Origin of the sequence: Cyanobium sp. Aljojuca 7A6, assembly GCF_024346455.1 — a bacterium.
Classification (GTDB): Bacteria; Cyanobacteriota; Cyanobacteriia; order PCC-6307; family Cyanobiaceae; genus Cyanobium.
Map to the genome: position 1 here is coordinate 1 of NZ_JAGQCY010000005.1, position 19,321 is coordinate 19,321.

Below are 19,321 nucleotides of genomic sequence, written 5' to 3' on the forward strand. Positions count from 1 at the left end.
GCACAAGGGCCAAGAAAATCCACCCGAAGAGTTGAACCCCACTGCCGATCAGGGCTGTCCATGGCCGTCACAGACAAAAACGTTGTGGCTGGAGTCGGATTGGCGGCTATTTCAGCAGGCTCCTAGAGTGAGAGCAACCGCCGAGGAGCCGATGGCTGAGCGCAGGCCCCCGGCTCCATCGATGCCCCCGTCCCCGGAGCGGCCCATGGTGCATGCACGCAGCGAGTTATCGGAGCGGGAACTTGAGATCATTGAGCTGGTGGCCACGGGCCTCACCAACCTGGAGATCGCCGGCCAGCTGACGATCAGCAAGCGCACCGTCGACAACCACGTCAGCAACATCTTCACCAAGACCGGCGCCAAGAACCGGGTGGCCCTGCTGAACTGGGCCATGGACCACGGCAAGATCTGCCGCGATGGTTTCAACTGCTGCGCCCTGCCCCACGACGATGCGACCAGGCCCGGCTGATCTCAGCTGTCCTGGGGCAGCAGAGACTCCCGCTCCGCCGCTGGCCACGACGCCAGGGGACGGTGGGCCAGGGCTGCATTGCTGAGATCAGTGCGGCCGGTGATCTCCCTGGAACACCAGGCGGGAACGGGAACGGCCTGATCGGCCTGCTCCAGTTCCACCTCTGCCACCACCAGGGGGGCATTGGCGGCCTCAAACACATCCAGCACCCAGTCGCCGCCGGGCAGATCCAGGCCATAACGGGTCTTGCAGAGCTGATGGGCGCTGCCCTCCAGCAGGGCCTCAGCATCGGCGGCCGGGATCGGGTACTCGTACTCCTGCCGCGTCAGGGCCTGACCGGCCAGGGGGGGCGCCGCTCCGACGGCCGGCAGCTTGAGGGTGAGAAACGCCTCCATGGCGCCTTCCGGGGCCTGGGCCAACCGCACCCGCAGGGTGAGTTCCCCGTTCCCCGTCGCCAGATAGCCCTGGCGGATCGCCCTGGCCCGGAGCGCATGGGAGCGCCACTGGTCGCCGCTGACGAGGAAGCGGCGCTCGATTTCCAGGGCCATGGGGGGAGTCTCAGGGTGGAGTGAAGCGGATCAGTTGCGGGACGGTTCGCCGGCGGTGAGGCTGCCGGCCCAGTGGAGCTTGTGGGTGAGGGTGCTGTAGTACGAGGGGCTCTGTTCCAGCTGGAGCATCAGCACCGGGTGGCGACCCCGCTGCAGGATGCAGCGATCACCCGGTTCCAGCACGGTGGCATGGGCGCCATCCTTCCAGAGCTTCACCCGACGGCTGGCCTCTCCCAGGGGCCAAACCGAAAGTCGCGATCCCGGCGGAACCACCACGGCCCGACTGGAAAGGCTCATCGGGCAGATCGGCGTGACCACGATCGCTTCGATGCCCGGATGCAGGATCGGCCCACCAGCGGCCATCGCGTAGCCGGTGGAACCGGTGGGGGTGGCGATGATCAGGCCATCGCCCCGGTATTGATCCACCACCTCCCCGTCGATCTCCAACTCCAGCATGCAGGTGGGCGAGAGTTCATCGAGGCAGGGGCGGAAATAGAAGTCGTTGAGGGCGCCATGGGGGCCATCGCCGACCTCGTTCAGATCCCCGTCGACGGAGGCATCCCCGTCCTGGGGCACGCCGTCCCCCCGGTCGATCCGGGCTTCCAGCATCATGCGTTTCTCGATCGCGAAGCGGTCGTCGCGCAGGCGTTGCCAGAGGTTGTCGTCGGGATCCTGGCTCCCTGCCTCCCCGTTGCCCTCCCCCCGCAGCCGCAGCAGACGCCGTTCGTGGGTGAGGAAGCCCAGGTGGCCGCCAACGTTGAAGCTGAGCACCGGGACGGCAAAGCTGGCCAGGTGACGGGCCGCCGCCAGGACCGTTCCATCACCGCCTAGCACCACGGCCAGGTCGGGGAGTTCGGCTTCGGTGGCGAGCAGACCAGGGAACGGATTCAGCCCCAGACCGCTGATGGCGGTGGTGACGATCACCCCCTGGGAACGCAGATCCTGGGCACAGCGTCGAGCCTGGCGTTGGGCAGCCTGGCTGCCCTTGCGAAGAATCAGCCAGACACGCTCAAGCCGCATGGACAGGATTCCGCGAAACGTACACCGCTACCAGCGCAACAGGTTGAAGCGCTCCATGTCGACCGTTTCGCGGTTGCGATAGAGGGAAAGCAGGATGGCCAGACCGACGGCCGCCTCGGCCGCCGCCACGGTGATCACGAAGATGGCGAACACCTGGCCGCGAATGAGCTGGCCATCGAGGTAGTTGGAGAAGGCCATCAGATTGATGTTGACGGCGTTCAGCATCAGCTCGATGCTCATTAACACCCGTACGGCGTTGCGGCTGTTGATCAGCCCCCAGACGCCGACGCAGAACAGCATCGCCGCGACGGTGAGGAACCCCTCGAGTGGGATCGGGGACGCGAGGTCAGTGCTCATGGCTTGGAAAGCAGGGTGGGCTCTGGGGTGGTCGTCTCGATCAGCAGGGGAGTCCGCTCCTTCTCGATCAGCCCCTGGTCGGCTGGCTCACCGGTGATCACGTCGGTCGTGAAGACGTCGCGACGGGCCAGGACAATGGCACCGATCATCGCCATCAGCAGCAGCACCGAAGCCAGCTCGAAGGGCAGCAGGTAATCGGTGAACAGGTGCTCGCCGATCCGGATGGTGGCCTCTTCGCCGACCGGAGGGGGCCCAGGCAGAGCCCAGGCGGTGGTGAAGGCCACCCGCAGCAGCAGGGCGAAGAGGCCGGCGCAGACTGCCCCCGACAGCAGACGACGCAGCAGCAGGCCGGGAATCGCAGCGAGGGTTTCCTGCTTGTTCACGAGCATGATCGCGAACAGGATCAGGACATTGACGGCGCCCACATAGACGAGGATCTGGGCCGCCGCGACGAAGCTGGCGTTGAGCAGCAGGTACAGCCCGGCCACCGAAAGAAAAACACCGCCGAGAAGGAAGGCGGAATAGACGATGTTGGGCAGCAGGACGACGCCGAGGGAACCGACCACCGTGGTGGCCGAGAGCACAACGAAGCAGATCTGCTGGGTGGTGGAGGCGATCGACATCAGGACTCTCCAGTGCTGTCGGAAGGGGCGGCGCCGCTCGAGGCTGTCTCCTTCTGCAGGGACTCCAGCACCTGGGACGGCAGCTGGCCAGCCCGGGGTTCGCTGGCGGACACCCCATGGGGGTCGAGGACGCCCTTGGGCAGGTAGGCCAGTTCCCGCAGGGCGAACACCGCAGGATCAGACGTGACGCTGGTGGGCAGGCGGCCGAGGGCGACGTTGTCGTAGTTGAGGCTGTGGCGGTCGAAGGCCGCCAATTCGTACTCCTCGGTCATGGAGAGGCAATTGGTAGGGCAATACTCCACGCAGTTGCCGCAGAAGATGCACACCCCGAAGTCGATCGAATAATTACGCAGCTCCTTCTTCTTGGTGGCCTTGTTCATCACCCAGTCGACCACGGGCAGGTTGATGGGACACACCCGAACACACACCTCGCAGGAGATGCACTTGTCGAGTTCGTAGTGGATCCGGCCCCGGTAGCGCTCGGAGGGGATCAACTTCTCGTAGGGGTACTGCACCGTGATCGGCCGCCGGCGCAGGTGGTCGAAGGTGACCGCCAGACCCTGGGTCATGGTCTGGGCCGCGCTCACCGCCTCCCGGGTGTAGTCACCGACTTGTTTGAGAAACCCGAACATGGCTGGGGGCGAGGGGGTTACGGGATGGGGACCATGATGGCCCAGGGTTGCGGCGCTGTTGGTATCCGGGCAGCGGGTTCAGCCGCCGAAAGCCGCCGGGAAGGCCAGCTTGAGGCCAGCGGTGACCAGGAGGTTGACCAGGGCGATCGGCAGCAGGAACTTCCAGCCCAGGTCGAGCAATTGGTCGATCCGCACCCGTGGGGTGGTCCAGCGCAGCAGGATGGCGAAGAACACCAGCAGGTAAGCCTTCAGGATCGTGCTGACGATGCCCACCGAACCGGTGATCACCTGGACCAGGGGGGCGTCGGGGGAGACTCCCAGCCAGCCAGTGATCCACTCGACGGGAATCGGAAAACTCCAGCCCCCCAGGTAAAGCACCGACACCAGCAGGGCCGATAGCACCAGGTTGATGTAGCTGCCCAGGTAGAAGAGGGCGAACTTCATGCCGGAGTACTCCGTCTGGTAGCCGGCCACCAGCTCCTCCTCGGCCTCCGGAAGGTCGAAGGGAAGGCGCTCGCATTCCGCCAGGGCGCAGATCCAGAAGATCACGAAGCCGACGGGCTGGCGCCAGATGTTCCAGCTCAAGATGCCAGCCCCCGTCTGCTGGGCGACGATGTCAACGGTGCTGAGGGAGTTGCTCATCATCACCACCGCCAAAACCGCCAGGGCCAGGGGGATCTCGTAGCTGATCGACTGGGCCGCGGCCCGCAGCCCACCGAGCAGGGAGTACTTGTTATTGCTGGAGTAGCCACTCATCAGCAGGCCGATGGGCTGGATGCTGCTCAGGGCGATCCACAGGAAGATGCCCACACCCACGTTGCTGATCAGCAGGTTCTGACCAAATGGCACCACCAGCCAGGACAGGATCACCGGCACCACCACCAGGATGGGGCCCAGGCTGAAGAGCACGGAATCGGCCCGGGCGGGGATGATGTCCTCCTTGAACACCAGCTTGAGACCATCGGCCAGGGGCTGAAGCACGCCCAGGGCGCCGGCATATTCAGGGCCGATCCGCTGCTGAACCGCCGCGGAGATCTTGCGCTCCAGCCAGACGCTCACCAGGACACCGACCACGGCGCCCACCAGCACCAGGACCATCGGCAGCGGCAGCCACAGCAGGCGGGCGGCGCCGGCCGTGAGGCCCAGGCCCTGGGCCAGGTCGATGAAGCTCGACTGGAGATCGAGACCAGGGGGAGCGACGGCGGCACCCAACGGGCCAGTGGACAGCATCAGAGAACTCCGGTGGAAGGGAACCTAGGGGGAAACGGGGTCAGCCAGGAACCGGACGGCTTTCCAGGGGCAACCAGCCCCGTTCGGCGGGACCGGTGTAGATCTGCGAGGGACGGTAGATGCGGTTGGCACCCAGTTGTTCCTTCCAGTGGGCCAGCCATCCTGCCGTACGGGCGATGGCGAAAATGGGGGTGAACAGGTCGCGGGGAATACCGAGCTTTCTATAGACCAGGCCTGAATAGAAGTCGACGTTCGGGAAGATTCCCTTCGGCCCGAGGCGCCGCTCCGCCACCTCCTCGAGCTTGAGAGCCACGTCGTACATGGCGTCGTGGCCGAAGCGCTGGAAGAGCTCCTCGGCCAGGCCCTGCAGGATCACGGCCCGGGGGTCCTTGACCCGGTACTCGCGGTGGCCGAAGCCCATGATCTTCTGCTTCTGGGCGATGGCCCGATCCAGCCATGGCTCCACCTGATCAATGCTGCCGATCTGGTCGAGCATGTCGAGGACGTCCTCGTTGGCGCCGCCGTGCAGGGGCCCGGCCAGGGTACCCACAGCAGAAGCCACCACGGCGTAGGGGTCGGTGAGGGTGCTGGCGGTGACGCGGGCGCTGAAGGTGCTGGCATTGAGGCTGTGCTCGGCGTGCAGGATCAGGCAGGCATCGAAGATCCGCGCCGCCAGGGGATCGGGCTCGCGCTCGGTGAGCATGTAGAGGAAGTTGGCCGAGTAAGCGAGGTCGTCCCTGGGCTGGATCGGGTCCTGACCTTTGCGGATCAGCTGGAACGCGGCCACCATCGTGGGGATCTTGGCGATCAGGCGCACCACCGCATCAACGATGTACTGGGGGTCGTACAGGGCGCGGCGGGAATAGAAGAGCCCCAGGGACGCCGCACTGGCCTGCAGCGCATCCATGGGATGGCCTGTGGCAGGGAAGCACTTCATCATGTCGCGAATGCGGAAGCTGAGCCGCCGGTGCATCTGCACCTCCTGCTCAAACTCCCGCAGCTGGAAGATCGTCGGCAACTCGCCCCAGATCAGCAGGTAGGCGGTTTCGAGGAAGCTGCTGTGGCTGGCGAGCTGCTCGATGGGGTAGCCCCGGTAGGTGAGCAGGCCCCGTTGCCCTTCGATGTCGCAGATCGCCGATTGGGTGGCAGGCACCCCTTCGAGCCCTGGCCGGAACGTGGGTTTCGCCGGGGGCGATGGCGAGGGAGGGGTTCCCTGAGGGTCGTTCGCCTCTGGGGTGCTCTCCGCCGCCATACCGTTTCCTGTGGATGGAACGAACTTAGGCGCAGAAACCGTCACCCGACGTAGCGCCCGCTGCCAGCCCAGCTCAGGGGCGGGGAAGCCAGAGCTTGGGGCGCATCAGCCACTCCAGACCGGCCGTGCCGGCGAGCGAGCCGCCAACCTCCAGCACCGGAAGGCGCAGCAGGGCCATGCCTGCCTTGCGCAAGGCGATGGCGCCAGGCGGGGCCCCGAGCAGGCGGGACGCCAGCAGCCCCAGATCCGGCTCATGGCCCACCAGCAGCAGGCGGCAAGAAGACGACTCACCGCCCTGGGTGAGCCAGCCCGGCAGCAGAGGCAGGGGATCACCGCCGGGCTCCAGGGCCTGGGCCAGTTCGATGGCGGGGGCCAGACCGACCATCCGGGCGATCTCCGCGGTTTGCCAGGCGCGGGCCAGGGGACTGGAGAACAGCCGATCGGCCCGCACACCCAGGCGGTTGGCCCGCTCCAGCACCGCCCGGGTACGGGCCCGGCCGGCGACGGTGAGCTCACGCCCCGCATCCATTCGGGTGGGGCTGCGCTCCTCGGCGATGCCGTGGCGCAGCAGCAGCAGCTCCCAGGTGGGTGGCGCCATGGTCAAGATCCCCCGAAGTCGAGGCGGGCTTCCACCGCCAGGACGCCTGGCTCTCCCCCCACAGCCAGAGCCAGGCCAGTGACGGGCTCACTGAGCGGGCCTCCGGCCAGGGCGGTGAGGCGCTGCCACGGCCGCCAGGACGCCAGAACCTCGCGGGCCCCCGGGCCGTCAAGGGCCCATTGCAGGGCGGCCTCCGGAACGGCAAGGGCCTCCAGCTGCCCCTGAAGGCGGCCAGTCCCCTTGGTCTCAGGTCCATCCAGACTCTCCAGCTGGCCGAGGGACTCGCCCCACCAGGCCTGCTCACCCCGTTGCCAACGCCAGCCCAGCAGCGGCGCCTGCAGCTGCTCGGACCTCTCCGACCTGCCGTCCCGGCGGCCCGGGCCGGCCTGCAGCCGCGTCCAGGCCAGCAGCGGGTGGCCGTCGACCTCCAGGGGCGCCGCGATCAGGCCATCGGCCGCCAGGGCCGCCTCCAGCGCCAAGGGCTCGGGGCGATCCGCCGCCGTGCCCAGCAGCCAGCGATCACCGCTGGCGGCGGCCAGCAGCGGTCCGGCGTCGGACCCCACCACCAGGGCAGGCACCGGACCCGTGGCCTCCGCCGCCCCCACCAGGCGGGCGAGCAGCGGCTGCAGCAGGGGAATCGTGGCGAGACTGGCGGGATCCTGCACCAGGGCGAGGCTGGAAGCGGGACGGTGCACGGCGGCCAGCAGGGCCTGGCCAAGGCCGGCGTCGGCGCCGACTTCCGGCAGGGCGATCTTCGGCGGCAGCCCCAGCAGGGCGGACAGCCGCAGACTTGGCCCCTCAGGTCGCAGGGCCAGCAGCAACCCACCGGGCCGCTGGTCGGCGGGGGCCGGCAGCGGCAGCCCCAGCCAGCGCTCGAGGGCGCCGGGGGCGGCCTGGAGCAGGGCGGCACCCGTGCCGAGCCGCCTGAGCCCCTCCTGGAAGGACGCCTGGCCGGCCTGGTTGAGTTCAGGGATCTGGGACACGTCCAGGGCCTGCTCCAGCACACCCCGCCCCGAAGCGATCAGAACGAGGTCGTCATCGACCAGGGCCGTGGCCAGCGGCATCGGCGTGCGGCCCAGCAGGGCCCCCTTGCCGCTGATCAGCCCCATGCCCCGGTAGGTGCTGATCTGAAGATCGGTGCCCGCCAGGCTGCGGGTCTGCCAGAACCGTTGCAAGAACAGGCGGGCGCCGTCGTCGTCACGGCTGCCCAGGGCCAGCAGCCAGCCCCCCCTGGAGCCCCCTGCTGCGGTGGCTGAGTCCTCCTCGAACAGGGCCAGACCCACCGGCGCCGCCAGCCAGGAGCGCAGTTCACTGTCGTAGTCGAGACCCGCCGCTGCGAAGGCCCCGTCACGCAGCCGGCCGACCGCCTCGGCTGCCTGGCGTCGCTGGCGGGGCGGGGCGACGGCACGGGCGTAGTCCAGGGGCTGGTCGCCGTCGCTGAACAGGTGGAAGCTGAGGGGCGCATCCCTGGGCACGAACTGGGCCGCCCGCGGGACCACCAGCGGCAGGCGCTGCAGCCGCAGGGCGCTGCGTTGCCACACCAGCCACCAGCCACCGAGCCCCAGTCCGAACACCACCAGCACCAGGGCCAGCAGCACCGCCAGGAAAGGGCGGGCCTTCATGCGTTCTCAGCAGGATGGGACCATCCTGACGCCACCCCCCCTCCGACGCCCGCCATGGACGAGCCGACCCGCCCGGGGACCCCCCGGACGCTCACCGCCGCTGACCTGCAACGGCGCCTCGAGGCGGGGGAGCCGCTCCGGATCGTGGACGTGCGCGAGGACGGCGAGCTGGCCCTGGCCCGATTGCCGCTCGAGGTTCTGCATCTGCCCCTGAGCCGCCACCGGGAATGGCTGCCGCAACTGGAGACCCTGCTCGACCGGCAGCAGCCGCTGGTTGTGCTCTGCCATGCCGGCATCCGCAGCTGGGACTTCGGCTGCTGGCTGATCCAGGACCAGGGCTTTGGGGAGGTCTGGAACCTGAAGGGGGGCATCGACGCCTGGAGCCGCGAGGTGGATCCCCAGGTTCCCCGTTACTGAGCGCACGACCTGGACGGTGGAAGGGTTGGCGCCTACCTAGGATTAACAATCCATTTCTTTGCCGTTTTCCCCCGTCCTTGGACACGCTGCCGCGCCGACAACAAGAGGTCCTACGGGCCACGGTGCGGCACTACGTGGATACCGTCGAGCCCGTGGGCAGCCACACCCTGGTGCGGCGCTTCGGGCTGCCCGCCAGCCCCGCCACGGTGCGCACGGCCATGGGGGCCCTGGAACAGCGCGGCCTGCTGACCCAGCCGCACACCTCCGCCGGCCGGATCCCCAGCCAGCGGGGTTATCGCCTCTACGTCGATCAATTGCTGCCAGCCCCGGGGGCGGCAGCCCTGCAGCTGGAGCGGGAGCTGGCCGGAATCAGCCTGCAGTGGGCCGCCCTCGATGACCTGCTCCTGCACCTGGCCCGCCGCCTCGCTGACCTCACCGGCCTGCTCAGCCTGATCACCCGCCCCCAGCGCCCCAGCCCCCTGCTGCAGGCGGTGCGGCTCGTGCCCAGCGGCGATCGGCTGCTGGTGTTTCTCGTTCAGGGTCCCGACTTCAGCACCAGCCTGAACCTGCGCCTTGGCGCCGGCCTGGAGGAAGAACTGCCCATCCTGGAGCGCTGGTGCAACCAGCAGCTCCGCGCCGGCGGCGACGGCCGCATCCCCTGGGAGCGCCTTCCGGCCGAACTGCGCCGCAGCGGCGGCCTGCTGCGCCAGGCCCTGGAGAGCCACAGCCGTATTCGCAGCGAGGAGCTCGACGCCGTCGTGGCGGCCGGCCTGGGGGGGCTGCTGGCCCAGCCCGAATTCAGCCACAGTTCCAGCCTGCTGCCGGTGGTGCAGCTGGTGGAGCATGGCCCCCGCGCCCTGCTGGGGCTCAGCGACAACCCCGAATCGATCGCCAGCCACGCCATCTTGATCGGCACGGAGCATCCCCATGCGGCCCTCGGGCAGTGCGCGGTGGTCCAGGCCACCTACCGCACGGGCCACGGCGGCCGCGGCCAGGTGGCTCTGGTGGGGCCGATGCGCATGGCCTATGCCACCGCCCGCGCGGCGGTCCAGTCGGTGGCCTCGATTCTGGAGAGGCTGCTCAGCTGATGACCTATTGCCTCGGTTTTCTGCTCCAGAGCGGCCTGGTGTTCGCCTCCGACTCCCGCACCAACGCGGGGGTGGATTACATCTCCAGCTACAGCAAAATGCATGTGCTGGCGCCGGCCCCTGATCGGCTGTTCGTGCTGATGGCGGCCGGCAATCTGGGCACCACCCAGGCCGTGCTCAACCGCATTCGCCGCGACATCGAGAACCACGGTGCTGGCCCCAGCCCCCAGTGGAGTCGCCAGGAGGATCCTCCGGCCGGGCCGAGCATGCTCACCGCTCGCTACCTGTTTGAGGTGGCCGATTACATCGGCCGGCTCAATGTGATGGTCCAGAAGGAGTTCAATCCCAACCTGCGCCAGGCGGGCGCCAGTGGCGAAGCCAGCTTCATCCTCGGCGGCCAGATCGCCGGCCAGCCCCACGGGCTCTACATGGTCTATCCCCAGGGGAACGCGATCATGGCCACCGCCGACACGCCCTTCCTGCAGATCGGCGAAACCAAGTACGGCAAGCCCCCGCTCGATTACATCGGCCGACCGGACCTCTCTCTGGAGGACGCGGCGCGCCTCTGCCTGGTGTCGGAGATCGTCACCCGGCGCTCCAACCTCACCGTGGGGCCGCCTTTCGAGATCGCCTTGGTGCGGCGCGACGAATTCAAGGTGAGCCGCCACCTGAAGCTCGACAAGGAGGCTCCGGAGATCCAGCACACCATGGATGTGTGGGCCCGCCACATGCAGGAAGGGCTCAACAAGCTGCCCCGTTTCCCCTGGGAGCACGACCCGCTCTGAGGCCAGAGGGCTGGCAAGCCTGGCTGCGACCTATCCCGCCAGGCCGTCGCCCAGCTTCTCCGCCACCGTGTTGACGTCCTTGTCGCCGCGGCCGGACAGATTCAGCACCACTTCGGTGCCGGGGGCGAGGGTGGGGCAGAGGGATTCCAGCCAGGCGAAGGCGTGGGCCGTCTCCAGGGCGGGAATGATCCCCTCCAGCTCACAGACCCGCTGCAGGGCCTCGAGGGCCTGGGCGTCGGTGACGGCGGCATACTCGGCCCTACCGATGCCCTTGAGGTAGCTGTGCTCCGGTCCCACGCCCGGGTAATCGAGGCCAGCGCTGATCGAATGGGCCTCCTGCACCTGGCCTTCGTCGTCCTGAAGCAGCAGGCTCATGGCGCCGTGCAGCACCCCAACCCGCCCTTCCGTGATGGTGGCGGCATGGCGACCGGTGGCCACGCCCTCTCCTGCCGCCTCCACGCCGACCAGGCGCACGCCGGCGTCCTCAACGAAGGGATGGAACAGGCCCATGGCATTGGAGCCGCCGCCCACGCAGGCGATCAGCACATCCGGCAGCCGGCCGAAGGCCTCCAGGCACTGGGCTCTGGCTTCCTGGCCGATCACGGCATGGAAGTCACGGACCAGCATCGGGTAGGGGTGCGGGCCGGCCACCGAACCAAGGATGTAGTGGGTCGTCTCCACGTTGGTGACCCAGTCGCGGATGGCTTCACTGGTGGCGTCCTTGAGGGTGGCGCTGCCGGCGGTGACCGGCTGAACCGTGGCCCCCAGCAGCCGCATCCGGAACACGTTGAGGGCCTGGCGGCGCATGTCTTCGGCGCCCATGTAGATGACGCACTCCAGCCCGAAGCGGGCACAGACCGTGGCCGTGGCCACGCCGTGCTGGCCGGCGCCGGTCTCGGCGATGATCCGCTGCTTGCCCATCCGCAACGCCAGCAGGGCCTGGCCCAGGGCGTTGTTGATCTTGTGGGCGCCGGTGTGGTTGAGGTCTTCGCGCTTCAGCCACAGGCGCGGGCCACCCTCCGGACGGCGGTAGTGGGCGGTGAGGCGCTCGGCTTCGTACAGCGGCGTGGGACGACCGACGTAATGGCGCAGCAGGTGATCAAGCCGGGCGGTGAAGGCGGGGTCGGCCCAGGCCTCAGCGGCAGCCGTCTCCAGCTCCGCCAGGGCGGGCATCAAGGTTTCGGGAACGTACTGACCGCCGAAGGGACCGAAACGGCCCAGTCCATCCGGGCGGACCGACGGCTGCAGCTCGGCGGGGTCGACGCGGCGGGAAGGGACGGTGCTGGTCACCGGCGATGCGAAAGATTCCCTTTCACACTAGGGAGGCACCATCCAGGGCTGCCGGGACGAGCCCTGACAGCGGCAGTGCCACCCCAGACGCCCATGTACCCCGTGCAGGCGGCCCCGATTGGCTCCCTGAAGGGGCTTCCGCCCCAGGGATGATGGTGAGGCTGTGGACGAATGGCTGTCCCTGCCAGAAACAATGCGCCCCAGATCCTTGCCCTTGAAGCTGGCCGCCGCCGCCGGCCACCCCACGCAGCACCCCATCAGGGGGGGGTGCCTCCATGCCTAAGGGCGGCTGGAAGGAGTTCAGCGGGTCGGACAGCCTGCAGCGGCCTGAGCCCCCATCGGCCCAGCCGCCCAAGGGCCTCCAGAGGGTGCGCGTGCAGCGCACCAAGGCCGGCAAAGGGGGCAAGCTTGTCACCACGATCACGGGGCTGGTGGCCCCGGAGGCCGAGGCCCGCCAGCTGCTCAAACGGCTGAAGGCCGGCACCGGCAGCGGCGGCACCTTCAAGGACGGGGTCATCGAACTGCAGGGCGACCATGTGGCGGCGGCCCTCGCCGCCCTGGAGCAGGACGGCTACCGCCCGAAGCAGGCGGGGGGGTAGGGGAGAATGCGGGCCGAAGCTGCTGTTCATTCCGTGCCCGAGATGACCTCGCCTTCCAAGGCCACCAACATCGTCTGGCACCACTCCACCGTGAGCCGCGGCGCCCGGGCCCACCAGCGGGGACATCGCAGCGCCATCCTCTGGTTCACGGGGCTCTCAGGAGCGGGCAAGAGCACCCTGGCCAATGCCGTGAACTCGGCCTTGTTTGAGCAGGGGCTGGCCTGTTATGTGCTCGATGGCGACAACGTGCGCCATGGGCTGTGCAGCGATCTGGGTTTCTCCGACGCCGATCGCGAGGAGAACATCCGCCGGATCGGTGAGGTGGCGAAGCTGTTCCTGGATGCCGGCGTGGTGGTGCTCACCGCTTTCGTCTCCCCCTTCCAGGCCGACCGCCAACGGGCCCGCGACCTGGTGGACTCGGGCGATTTCCTGGAAATCCATTGTGCCGCCGACCTGGAGGTCTGCGAACAACGGGACACCAAGGGGCTCTACGCCAAGGCCCGGGCCGGGGAGATCAAGGAATTCACCGGTATCTCGAGTCCCTATGAGGCTCCCGAGACCCCCGAGCTGCGGGTGGCCACCGGCGAGCAGAGCCTTGATGACTCGGTGGCCCAGGTGATGGCCGAACTGGAGCGGCGCGGCATCATTCCGGCTCCGGCAGAGCCCTGAATGCCTCTGCCCTCAGGCGCAGGGCCCAGGCATCGAGGAAGGTCTTGGAGCAGCTGGCGACCGGCACAGCCAGCAGAAGACCCAGCAGTTCCCCCAGCCCCAGCAGCCCCCCCAGCCGGGCGCCGATCGGGAGGCTGATCAGCAGCCAGGCCGGCTGCAGTCCCACGATCGAGCCCATCAACCGCGGCTGGATCACCTGGTCGACCACCTGGCCGACGGTGATCGCCACCGCCAGCACCTCCAGGCCGGTACGCGGATCCTGGAGCGCCAGCAACACGCTCACCCCCACGATGGTGAGGGCACTGGCATAGGGAATCAGGGTGGTGAAGCCGATCGCCACGGCGAACAGCACCCCATAAGGAATCCCGAGCAGGGTGAACACCAGGCTCTGGGCGCCGCTGAGGATCAGGGCCAGCACCACCTGGCCAGCGAAGTAGCCCCGGAAGGTGCGGTCGAGGGTGCTGAGCACCAGGGCGCGGGTGCCGCTGGGCAGCCACTCCACCAGCCCCCTGGCGATGCCCTCGCCCCCCAGCAGCAGGAACACCGCCAGCACCAGGACGATCACCGTGTTGACGGTGATGCCCACCGTGGCCCCCAGGATCCCCAGCACCTGCTGGCTGAGCTGGGAGGCGATCTTGCTGGTGCGGGTGATCAGATCGCTGCTGAGCCCGCCGAAGTCAGTAGGCAGCCCCCGCTCGCTGGCCCAGCTCTGCAGCTGCCCCAGCAGGGTTTCCCCCTGGGCCAGCCAGCTGGGCAGGGCCAGCACCAGGTCACCGAGCTGCTCCACCAGGCGGGGGACCAGCACCAGGGCCGCCAGCACCACCACCGAGAGGCTCAGGCCCAGCACCAGCAGCAGGGCCACCGGCCGTGGCAGACCGCGCTGGATCAGCCAGCGACTGGGGATGTCGAGCAGGAACGCCAGCAGGGCGGCCGTCAGGAACAGTGCCGGGAACGGCGCCAGGGGCACCAGCAACTGGCGCAGCACCCACAGGTTGAGCACCAGCAGGGGCAGGGCCAGGGAGAACCGCAGCCAGGGGGGCAGCACCAGCCGCTCGAGCATCAGCGGGAGCCGGGCTTGGCCCCGGTGGATCGACGAACGCCATCCAGCTTGGCCTGCCGGGCCGGGGACGGCCAGCGCTTCAGGCCTGACCCATCGACTCCAGGTAAGCGGCGCTGCCCAGGGTCTGCAGGCGCGCATCCTTGGCCACCACCTGGTCATGCAGTCCGCGCCGGTAAGCCTCCAGGGCCTCGGCGAGCACCGGATCGGCGATGGCCAGGATCGAGGCCGCCAGCAGGCCGGCGTTGAGGCCGCCGCCGATGGCCACCGTGGCCACCGGGACACCGGCCGGCATCTGCACGATGGAGTGCAGGGAATCCACCCCGGAGAGGGCCTGACTGCGCACGGGCACACCGATCACCGGCAGCAGGCAGAAGGCCGCCACCATGCCGGGCAGGTGGGCGGCACCGCCGGCACCGGCGATGATCACGCGAATGCCTCGGGAGGCGGCGGCCTCAGCAAAGGCCGCCATCTCCCATGGGGTGCGATGGGCCGAGAGCACCCGCACCTCGCTGGCCACCCCCAGCTGCTCCAGGATCCGCACGGCCGGCTCCAGCGTCGGCAGGTCGGAATCACTGCCCATCACGACCGCGACACGGGGCCGTGGGGCAGGCACCGAAGCAGGAGGAGTCGGATCCATGGAACGGGGACGGCGAGGATGGCATTGTCCCGTCCCGCGGCTGCCCGGATGCGCTGGCTGACCAACCTGCGACTGGCGGGCGACGAACCGGCCTGCGACGAGGCCGAGGGGCGCAGGCACGTGGGCTGCTGGCGGGTCGGTGTCGACGGCGACGGGCTGATCGCCCGGGTGCGGCCGATGCCACCGGGGAGCCGGGCCGCCGGCGAGGACTGGGGCGGCGACTGGCTGTCCCCGGGGGGGGTGGATCTGCAGATCAACGGCGGCCTGGGCCTGGCCTTCCCCGAACTGACCCATGGGGATCTGCCCCGCCTGCATGCGCTGCTGCAGCTGCTCTGGCGCGATGGGGTGGAAGCCATCTGCCCCACCCTGGTGACCTGCGCCCCGCAGGCCCTGCGCCAGGCCCTGGCGGTGCTGGCCGAGGCCCGCCGCCGGCACCGGCCGGGGCACTGCCGGCTGCTGGGCGCCCACCTGGAGGGGCCGTTCCTGGCGCCGGAGCGACGCGGTGCCCACCCGGCCCAGCACCTGCAGGTCCCCAGCCGGGCCGCCCTCGACGCCTTGATCGCCGGTTTCCAGGGGGGCGCCGAGGCCGATGTCGCCCTGATGACCCTGGCGCCGGAACTGGAGGGCGCCTCCGAGGTGATCGACGATCTGCAGGCCGCCGGCGTGGTGGTGAGCCTGGGCCACAGCGGCGCCAATGAGGAGCAGGCCCGGCAGTCCTTCGGGCGGGGGGTGGGGATGCTCACCCACAGCTTCAACGCCATGGCCGGGCTGCACCACCGCGCCCCGGGGCCCGTCGCTGCGGCGCTGCTCAAGGGGGAGGTGGCCCTGGGGCTGATCGCCGACGGCGTCCACGTGGCTCCGACCATGGCGGTGCTGCTGCAGCGGCTGGCGCCCCGCCAGCTGGTGATCGTCAGTGATGCCCTGGCCCCCTACGGGCTCGCCGACGGCACCCACCGCTGGGACGAACGGCTCCTGCTGGTGCAGGACGGCAGCTGCCGGCTGGAGGACGGCACCCTGGCCGGGGTCACCCTGCCGCTGCTGGAGGGGGTGCGGCGGCTGGCCGGCTGGAGCGGCCTGGTACCAGCCTCGATCGCCGCCGCCACCCTCGCCCCCCGGCGCCTGCTGGGGGAGCGACGGCCGCTGGAGCTGCTGCTGCTGGGGATGCCCCTGGGGGACACCCTGCGCTGGAGCACAGCGGACGGCAGCCTGCGCTGGCGGCGCCCGGACACGGCGGCCGGCGAGCCCCAGGGGGTGCCCCTGGCCCCAACTCCCTAGGATCCGGCCCACCAGAACGGCCCTGCGCCCCATGCCCCCGGAACTGCAACCCCCCGCGCCCGCCGAGGTACAGGCCGAGACGCAGGCCGAGAAGGCCGAGGTGCAGGCGTACTTCGAAAGCACCGGCTTCGAGCGCTGGAACCGCATTTACAGCGACAGCGAGGAGGTGAACCGGGTCCAGCGCAACATCCGCATCGGCCACCAGAAAACGGTGGACGCGGTGCTGGCCTGGCTGCAACAGCAAGGCGACCTGTCGAGCCGCAGCTTCTGCGATGCCGGCTGCGGTGTGGGCAGCCTCAGCCTGCCCCTGGCGGCCCTCGGGGCCGGCTCGATCGCCGCCAGTGACCTTTCGGCGGCCATGGTGGCCGAAGCCAGCCGCCGCGCCGCCGAGGCCGGTCTGGCTTCCGAGCGGCTGAGCTTCAGCGCCTCCGATCTGGAGAGCCTCCAGGGCAGCTACGACACGGTGATCTGCCTGGATGTCTTCATCCACTACCCCCAGGCGGCGGCCGAGGCGATGGTGCGGCACCTGGCGGCCATGACCGAGCACCAGCTGATCGTCAGCTTCGCCCCCTACACGCCGCTGCTGGCGGTGCTCAAGCAGATCGGCCAGCTGTTCCCCGGGCCGAGCAAGACCACCCGCGCTTACACCCTGCGCGAAGACGGGATCGTGGCGGCCGCGGCCGCGGCCGGCTTCCACCCCGTCCACCGCAGCCTCAACCAGGCCCCCTTCTACTTCTCCCGCCTGATCGCCTTCGAGCGCGGCTGAGCCGGCGCTCAGCCGCCCTGGCCCCACTTCGGCAGGGGCGCCTCCCAGGTGAGGCTGGCCCCGTCGGGTCCCGCCAGAGCCAGGCGATGGGCATGCAGCCGGTAGCCCCCCTCCCCCGGCAGCACCTCCGCCCGGGCCGATCCCCCGGCCAGATAGAGGGGATCCCCCAGCAGCGGCGCCCCGATGGCGGCGCAGTGGATGCGGATCTGGTGGGGCCGGCCCGTGGCGATCTCCACCTGGGCCAGATCCCCGTCCGGATGGCGCCGCAGCAGGGTCAGCTCACTGATCGCGGCCAGCCCGTCCGGGGCGGCGCACCAGATCGTCCCCAGCAACGGGTGGGCCCGGCGGCCGATGGCGATGGTGATCGGCAGGGCTTCGCCCAGCTCCAGCTGGAGGCCCCCCGGCAGCAGCAGCGTGCGGTAAAGCTTGCGGCAGGACGGGGCCTCGCCTTCACCCGCGGCGCTGCTGTCCCGCAACCGCTGGCTCAGCCAGGCGCGGGTGGCCGGGCGGCGGGCGCAGACCAGCAGGCCGGAGGTGAAGCGGCCGAGCCGGTGCACCGGTCGCGGTGGCGGCGCCCCGGCCGGCCCGGCGGCGCTCTGGCGCTCCAGCAGCCGCAGCACGGTGTGCTCCAGGAATCCTCCGGCTGGCAGCACGGGCAGGCCGCTGGGCTTGTCGATCACCAGCAGATCGCCGTCGTCGTGGATCACCCCCCAACCCACCGGCACGGCGGGCTCCTGCCAGGGGGAACGCCGCCAGAGCAGCCGGTCGCCCGTGGCAAGGATCGCCTCAGCCCGCAGCGGCTCACCATTGCGGCTGATCTCGCCGGCGTCGAGGCGCCGTTGCCAATCGGCCGCTCCGGAGTGGGGGTAACGGCCGGCGTAGTAGGCCACGACGCGCATTCCGGCTCCGCCGGGGGGAACGCGGTCGCGGTAGGTCCAGCCGTCGTTGCGCTGGGCCGGCAGCCAGCCCGCTTCCTGGCTCAGCGGTGGGAGGTGGCGGACCTCAATCCACCAGCCCGTGCTCGAGGGCGAAACGCACCAGCTCGGTGCGGCTGGCGGTGCCGGTCTTGATGAACAGCCGGCTCACGTACTTCTCCACATTGCGGATCGAGGTTTCCAGCCGGCGGGCGATCTCCTTGTTCATCATTCCCTCCGCCACCAGCTGCAGGACGCTGGCCTCGCGGGGGGTGAAATCAAGCTTGACCTCAGTGACGGGCTTGCGGGCACTGCCGCCAGCGCCGCTGGCGCCACCGCCCCCCAGCATCGAACGGATCTCGGTGATCTGACGGGCCATGGCACCGATGTCGGCATCGGCGAAGCGGGCCGCCTCCGCCAGCAGCCGCTCCTGGCGACGCACCACGTTGCGCACCCGGGCCACCAGTTCATCCGGGTCGAACGGCTTGGGGATGTAGTCATCGGCGCCGGCCTGGAAACCGGCGATGCGGTCAGCCGTCATGCCTTTGGCGGTGAGGAAGATCACCGGCGTGCCCCCAAGGCGCTCATCGGCCCGCAGCCGCTTCAGCAGGCCGTAGCCGTCGCAGCGGGGCATCATCACGTCGGTGATCACCACATCGGGCATCTGGGCCTGGGCCGCCGTCCAGCCTTCCTCACCGTCATTGGCGGTGGTGACGGCGAAGCCCTCGTCCTCCAGGTAGGCCTTGACCGCCGTGCGCAGCCCCGGCTCGTCGTCCACCAGCAGCAGCCGCACCGGGGTGCTGGCGGAGACTTCCAGTGCCTCCTCCGTCCCGGACGGCTCGGAGATGGGGCCGTCGGCGGCGGATGGATCTTGGCTCATGGGGCAAATCTATCGACCGGGACCGACCACCACCTGTTCTTTCTCTCGTAACAGGCCGCTGTAGCCGAGCTGACGGGCCAGGGGGCCGAGTGTGGCGGGGTCCTTGCCGGCCTGGGCGGGCACGCAGACGGCCCACCACATGAGGTGGTCGAGACGGTTGGAGGGGGTGATGACCCCGCCGGGATTGAGCTCGCGGATGATCAGCCGGCGTGCGGTGCCGGTGATCCGCAGGGGGCTGGTGAGGCTGCAGCCGATCTTGTCGGTGGCCACGGTGACCCGGTCATCGAGCTCCTCCCACACCTGCACGCGCCACATCCCCGGCTGGTTGGGTTCGCTCACCAGGCCGTAGAGACCCACCACCTCCCGGCCCCGGTGGGTCACCCGGTCCAGCAGCAGCTGAAAGCCCGGCGGGCGGTTCTCGGCGTTGCTGCGGGAGTCCTCCTGGGCGGCCGCAGGCCAGGCCACCGTCGCAGTGACCACAGCCACGGAGACAGCCGCCAGGGAGAACGTCGCCAGCAAGGCCAGGGGTAGCGCAGGACCCAGCCGCAGGGGGAAGGCACCGGTGGCGCGAGGACGGTTCAGCATGGCCC

The 19,321-nt window shown here is 69.5% G+C and carries 23 protein-coding genes; 8 read left to right on the top strand and 15 right to left on the bottom strand.

Annotation, left to right across the window (positions count from 1 at the left end; translation table 11 throughout):
- Positions 1–181: 181 nt before the first annotated feature.
- Positions 182–469 (top strand): LuxR C-terminal-related transcriptional regulator, encoded by a 288-nt coding sequence (locus tag KBY95_RS05910; protein ID WP_254951512.1) that lies wholly within the window; start codon positions 182–184, stop codon positions 467–469.
- A gap of 2 nt (positions 470–471) precedes the next feature.
- Here KBY95_RS05910 and KBY95_RS05915 read toward each other — a convergent pair whose 3' ends face one another.
- The 9 genes from KBY95_RS05915 to KBY95_RS05955 all read right to left on the bottom strand — a co-directional run bounded on the left by KBY95_RS05915 (position 472) and on the right by KBY95_RS05955 (position 8,351).
- A complete protein-coding gene (locus KBY95_RS05915) occupies positions 472–1,017 on the bottom strand; it encodes a CYTH domain-containing protein (RefSeq protein ID WP_254964047.1) in 546 nt (181 codons plus the stop codon).
- Positions 1,018–1,047: 30 nt separating this feature from the next.
- Positions 1,048–2,037 carry an NAD(+) kinase gene (locus tag KBY95_RS05920; protein WP_254964048.1) on the bottom strand — a complete coding sequence of 330 codons (990 nt, stop codon included), beginning with the start codon at positions 2,035–2,037 and terminating at the stop codon, positions 1,048–1,050.
- A 27-nt stretch (positions 2,038–2,064) separates the two neighbouring features.
- Entirely contained in the window at positions 2,065–2,394 is a 330-nt protein-coding gene (nuoK, locus tag KBY95_RS05925) for an NADH-quinone oxidoreductase subunit NuoK (protein WP_254951518.1), read from the bottom strand.
- A complete protein-coding gene (locus KBY95_RS05930) occupies positions 2,391–3,017 on the bottom strand; it encodes an NADH-quinone oxidoreductase subunit J (RefSeq protein WP_254964049.1) in 627 nt (208 codons plus the stop codon). Before KBY95_RS05930 ends, nuoK begins: the two co-directional genes overlap by 4 nt.
- Positions 3,017–3,649 (bottom strand): NAD(P)H-quinone oxidoreductase subunit I, encoded by a 633-nt coding sequence (gene ndhI / locus KBY95_RS05935; RefSeq protein ID WP_254964050.1) that lies wholly within the window; start codon positions 3,647–3,649, stop codon positions 3,017–3,019. The genes KBY95_RS05930 and ndhI overlap by 1 nt, the downstream gene beginning before the upstream one ends.
- A 78-nt stretch (positions 3,650–3,727) precedes the next feature.
- Complete coding sequence (gene nuoH, locus KBY95_RS05940; protein WP_254964051.1) at positions 3,728–4,879, bottom strand: NADH-quinone oxidoreductase subunit NuoH; 1,152 nt, start codon at positions 4,877–4,879, stop codon at positions 3,728–3,730.
- Positions 4,880–4,919: 40 nt separating this feature from the next.
- Positions 4,920–6,131: a citrate synthase gene (locus KBY95_RS05945; protein WP_254964052.1), complete on the bottom strand. Its 1,212-nt coding sequence runs from the start codon at positions 6,129–6,131 to the stop codon at positions 4,920–4,922.
- Between the two features lie 73 nt (positions 6,132–6,204).
- Positions 6,205–6,729: a phosphohistidine phosphatase SixA gene (gene sixA, locus KBY95_RS05950; protein ID WP_254964053.1), complete on the bottom strand. Its 525-nt coding sequence runs from the start codon at positions 6,727–6,729 to the stop codon at positions 6,205–6,207.
- A 2-nt stretch (positions 6,730–6,731) separates the two neighbouring features.
- On the bottom strand, positions 6,732–8,351 hold the full coding sequence (locus KBY95_RS05955; protein WP_254964054.1) for a DUF3352 domain-containing protein: 1,620 nt from the start codon (positions 8,349–8,351) through the stop codon (positions 6,732–6,734).
- Between the two features lie 54 nt (positions 8,352–8,405).
- On the opposite strand from KBY95_RS05955, the gene KBY95_RS05960 reads away from it, so the two are divergent.
- From KBY95_RS05960 to KBY95_RS05970, 3 genes are all read left to right on the top strand, one after another.
- Entirely contained in the window at positions 8,406–8,768 is a 363-nt protein-coding gene (locus KBY95_RS05960) for a rhodanese-like domain-containing protein (RefSeq protein WP_254964055.1), read from the top strand.
- A 77-nt stretch (positions 8,769–8,845) separates the two neighbouring features.
- The gene (locus KBY95_RS05965) at positions 8,846–9,856 is read left to right on the top strand and encodes a heat-inducible transcriptional repressor HrcA (protein WP_254964056.1); all 1,011 of its coding nucleotides are present in this window, start codon (positions 8,846–8,848) and stop codon (positions 9,854–9,856) included.
- Positions 9,856–10,641: a 20S proteasome subunit A/B gene (locus tag KBY95_RS05970; RefSeq protein WP_254964057.1), complete on the top strand. Its 786-nt coding sequence runs from the start codon at positions 9,856–9,858 to the stop codon at positions 10,639–10,641. The genes KBY95_RS05965 and KBY95_RS05970 overlap by 1 nt, the downstream gene beginning before the upstream one ends.
- A 30-nt stretch (positions 10,642–10,671) precedes the next feature.
- Here KBY95_RS05970 and trpB read toward each other — a convergent pair whose 3' ends face one another.
- Complete coding sequence (gene trpB, locus KBY95_RS05975) at positions 10,672–11,931, bottom strand: tryptophan synthase subunit beta (protein ID WP_254964058.1); 1,260 nt, start codon at positions 11,929–11,931, stop codon at positions 10,672–10,674.
- 275 nt (positions 11,932–12,206) lie between these two features.
- Between trpB and KBY95_RS05980 the strand changes: the two genes are divergently transcribed.
- Entirely contained in the window at positions 12,207–12,530 is a 324-nt protein-coding gene (locus KBY95_RS05980; protein WP_254964059.1) for a translation initiation factor, read from the top strand.
- 42 nt (positions 12,531–12,572) lie between these two features.
- Positions 12,573–13,199, top strand: coding sequence for an adenylyl-sulfate kinase (gene cysC, locus KBY95_RS05985; protein ID WP_254964060.1), 627 nt, complete (start codon positions 12,573–12,575; stop codon positions 13,197–13,199).
- Here cysC and KBY95_RS05990 read toward each other — a convergent pair.
- Together KBY95_RS05990 and purE are read right to left on the bottom strand one after the other, a co-directional pair.
- On the bottom strand, positions 13,174–14,259 hold the full coding sequence (locus tag KBY95_RS05990) for an AI-2E family transporter (protein ID WP_254964061.1): 1,086 nt from the start codon (positions 14,257–14,259) through the stop codon (positions 13,174–13,176). The genes cysC and KBY95_RS05990 overlap by 26 nt on opposite strands.
- 79 nt (positions 14,260–14,338) lie before the next feature.
- Complete coding sequence (gene purE / locus KBY95_RS05995; protein WP_254964062.1) at positions 14,339–14,896, bottom strand: 5-(carboxyamino)imidazole ribonucleotide mutase; 558 nt, start codon at positions 14,894–14,896, stop codon at positions 14,339–14,341.
- A gap of 48 nt (positions 14,897–14,944) precedes the next feature.
- On the opposite strand from purE, the gene KBY95_RS06000 reads away from it, so the two are divergent.
- Positions 14,945–16,171 carry an N-acetylglucosamine-6-phosphate deacetylase gene (locus KBY95_RS06000; RefSeq protein ID WP_255024596.1) on the top strand — a complete coding sequence of 409 codons (1,227 nt, stop codon included), beginning with the start codon at positions 14,945–14,947 and terminating at the stop codon, positions 16,169–16,171.
- 31 nt (positions 16,172–16,202) lie between these two features.
- Entirely contained in the window at positions 16,203–16,937 is a 735-nt protein-coding gene (gene bchM, locus KBY95_RS06005; protein ID WP_254964064.1) for a magnesium protoporphyrin IX methyltransferase, read from the top strand.
- A gap of 8 nt (positions 16,938–16,945) precedes the next feature.
- Here bchM and KBY95_RS06010 read toward each other — a convergent pair whose 3' ends face one another.
- From KBY95_RS06010 to KBY95_RS06020, 3 genes are all read right to left on the bottom strand, one after another.
- The gene (locus KBY95_RS06010) at positions 16,946–17,836 is read right to left on the bottom strand and encodes an RluA family pseudouridine synthase (protein ID WP_254964065.1); all 891 of its coding nucleotides are present in this window, start codon (positions 17,834–17,836) and stop codon (positions 16,946–16,948) included.
- A 103-nt stretch (positions 17,837–17,939) separates the two neighbouring features.
- Complete coding sequence (locus KBY95_RS06015) at positions 17,940–18,731, bottom strand: response regulator transcription factor (RefSeq protein WP_254964066.1); 792 nt, start codon at positions 18,729–18,731, stop codon at positions 17,940–17,942.
- A 9-nt stretch (positions 18,732–18,740) separates the two neighbouring features.
- Complete coding sequence (locus KBY95_RS06020; protein WP_254964067.1) at positions 18,741–19,316, bottom strand: hypothetical protein; 576 nt, start codon at positions 19,314–19,316, stop codon at positions 18,741–18,743.
- Positions 19,317–19,321: the final 5 nt, after the last annotated feature.

Coding starts and splice junctions, on each gene's coding strand:
- KBY95_RS05980 (WP_254964059.1), top strand. CDS start 12,207: ATGCCTAAGGGCGGCTGGAAGGAGTTCAGCGGGTCGGACAGCCTGCAG.
- bchM (WP_254964064.1), top strand. CDS start 16,203: ATGCCCCCGGAACTGCAACCCCCCGCGCCCGCCGAGGTACAGGCCGAG.
- KBY95_RS05920 (WP_254964048.1), bottom strand. CDS start 2,037: ATGCGGCTTGAGCGTGTCTGGCTGATTCTTCGCAAGGGCAGCCAGGCT.
- sixA (WP_254964053.1), bottom strand. CDS start 6,729: ATGGCGCCACCCACCTGGGAGCTGCTGCTGCTGCGCCACGGCATCGCC.
- KBY95_RS06000 (WP_255024596.1), top strand. CDS start 14,945: ATGCGCTGGCTGACCAACCTGCGACTGGCGGGCGACGAACCGGCCTGC.
- KBY95_RS05960 (WP_254964055.1), top strand. CDS start 8,406: ATGGACGAGCCGACCCGCCCGGGGACCCCCCGGACGCTCACCGCCGCT.
- nuoH (WP_254964051.1), bottom strand. CDS start 4,879: ATGCTGTCCACTGGCCCGTTGGGTGCCGCCGTCGCTCCCCCTGGTCTC.
- KBY95_RS05915 (WP_254964047.1), bottom strand. CDS start 1,017: ATGGCCCTGGAAATCGAGCGCCGCTTCCTCGTCAGCGGCGACCAGTGG.
- KBY95_RS06015 (WP_254964066.1), bottom strand. CDS start 18,731: ATGAGCCAAGATCCATCCGCCGCCGACGGCCCCATCTCCGAGCCGTCC.
- KBY95_RS05970 (WP_254964057.1), top strand. CDS start 9,856: ATGACCTATTGCCTCGGTTTTCTGCTCCAGAGCGGCCTGGTGTTCGCC.
- KBY95_RS05910 (WP_254951512.1), top strand. CDS start 182: ATGCCCCCGTCCCCGGAGCGGCCCATGGTGCATGCACGCAGCGAGTTA.
- nuoK (WP_254951518.1), bottom strand. CDS start 2,394: ATGAGCACTGACCTCGCGTCCCCGATCCCACTCGAGGGGTTCCTCACC.
- cysC (WP_254964060.1), top strand. CDS start 12,573: ATGACCTCGCCTTCCAAGGCCACCAACATCGTCTGGCACCACTCCACC.
- KBY95_RS05955 (WP_254964054.1), bottom strand. CDS start 8,351: ATGAAGGCCCGCCCTTTCCTGGCGGTGCTGCTGGCCCTGGTGCTGGTG.
- ndhI (WP_254964050.1), bottom strand. CDS start 3,649: ATGTTCGGGTTTCTCAAACAAGTCGGTGACTACACCCGGGAGGCGGTG.
- KBY95_RS06010 (WP_254964065.1), bottom strand. CDS start 17,836: ATGCGCGTCGTGGCCTACTACGCCGGCCGTTACCCCCACTCCGGAGCG.
- KBY95_RS05945 (WP_254964052.1), bottom strand. CDS start 6,131: ATGGCGGCGGAGAGCACCCCAGAGGCGAACGACCCTCAGGGAACCCCT.
- purE (WP_254964062.1), bottom strand. CDS start 14,896: ATGGATCCGACTCCTCCTGCTTCGGTGCCTGCCCCACGGCCCCGTGTC.
- KBY95_RS05930 (WP_254964049.1), bottom strand. CDS start 3,017: ATGTCGATCGCCTCCACCACCCAGCAGATCTGCTTCGTTGTGCTCTCG.
- KBY95_RS05990 (WP_254964061.1), bottom strand. CDS start 14,259: ATGCTCGAGCGGCTGGTGCTGCCCCCCTGGCTGCGGTTCTCCCTGGCC.
- KBY95_RS06020 (WP_254964067.1), bottom strand. CDS start 19,316: ATGCTGAACCGTCCTCGCGCCACCGGTGCCTTCCCCCTGCGGCTGGGT.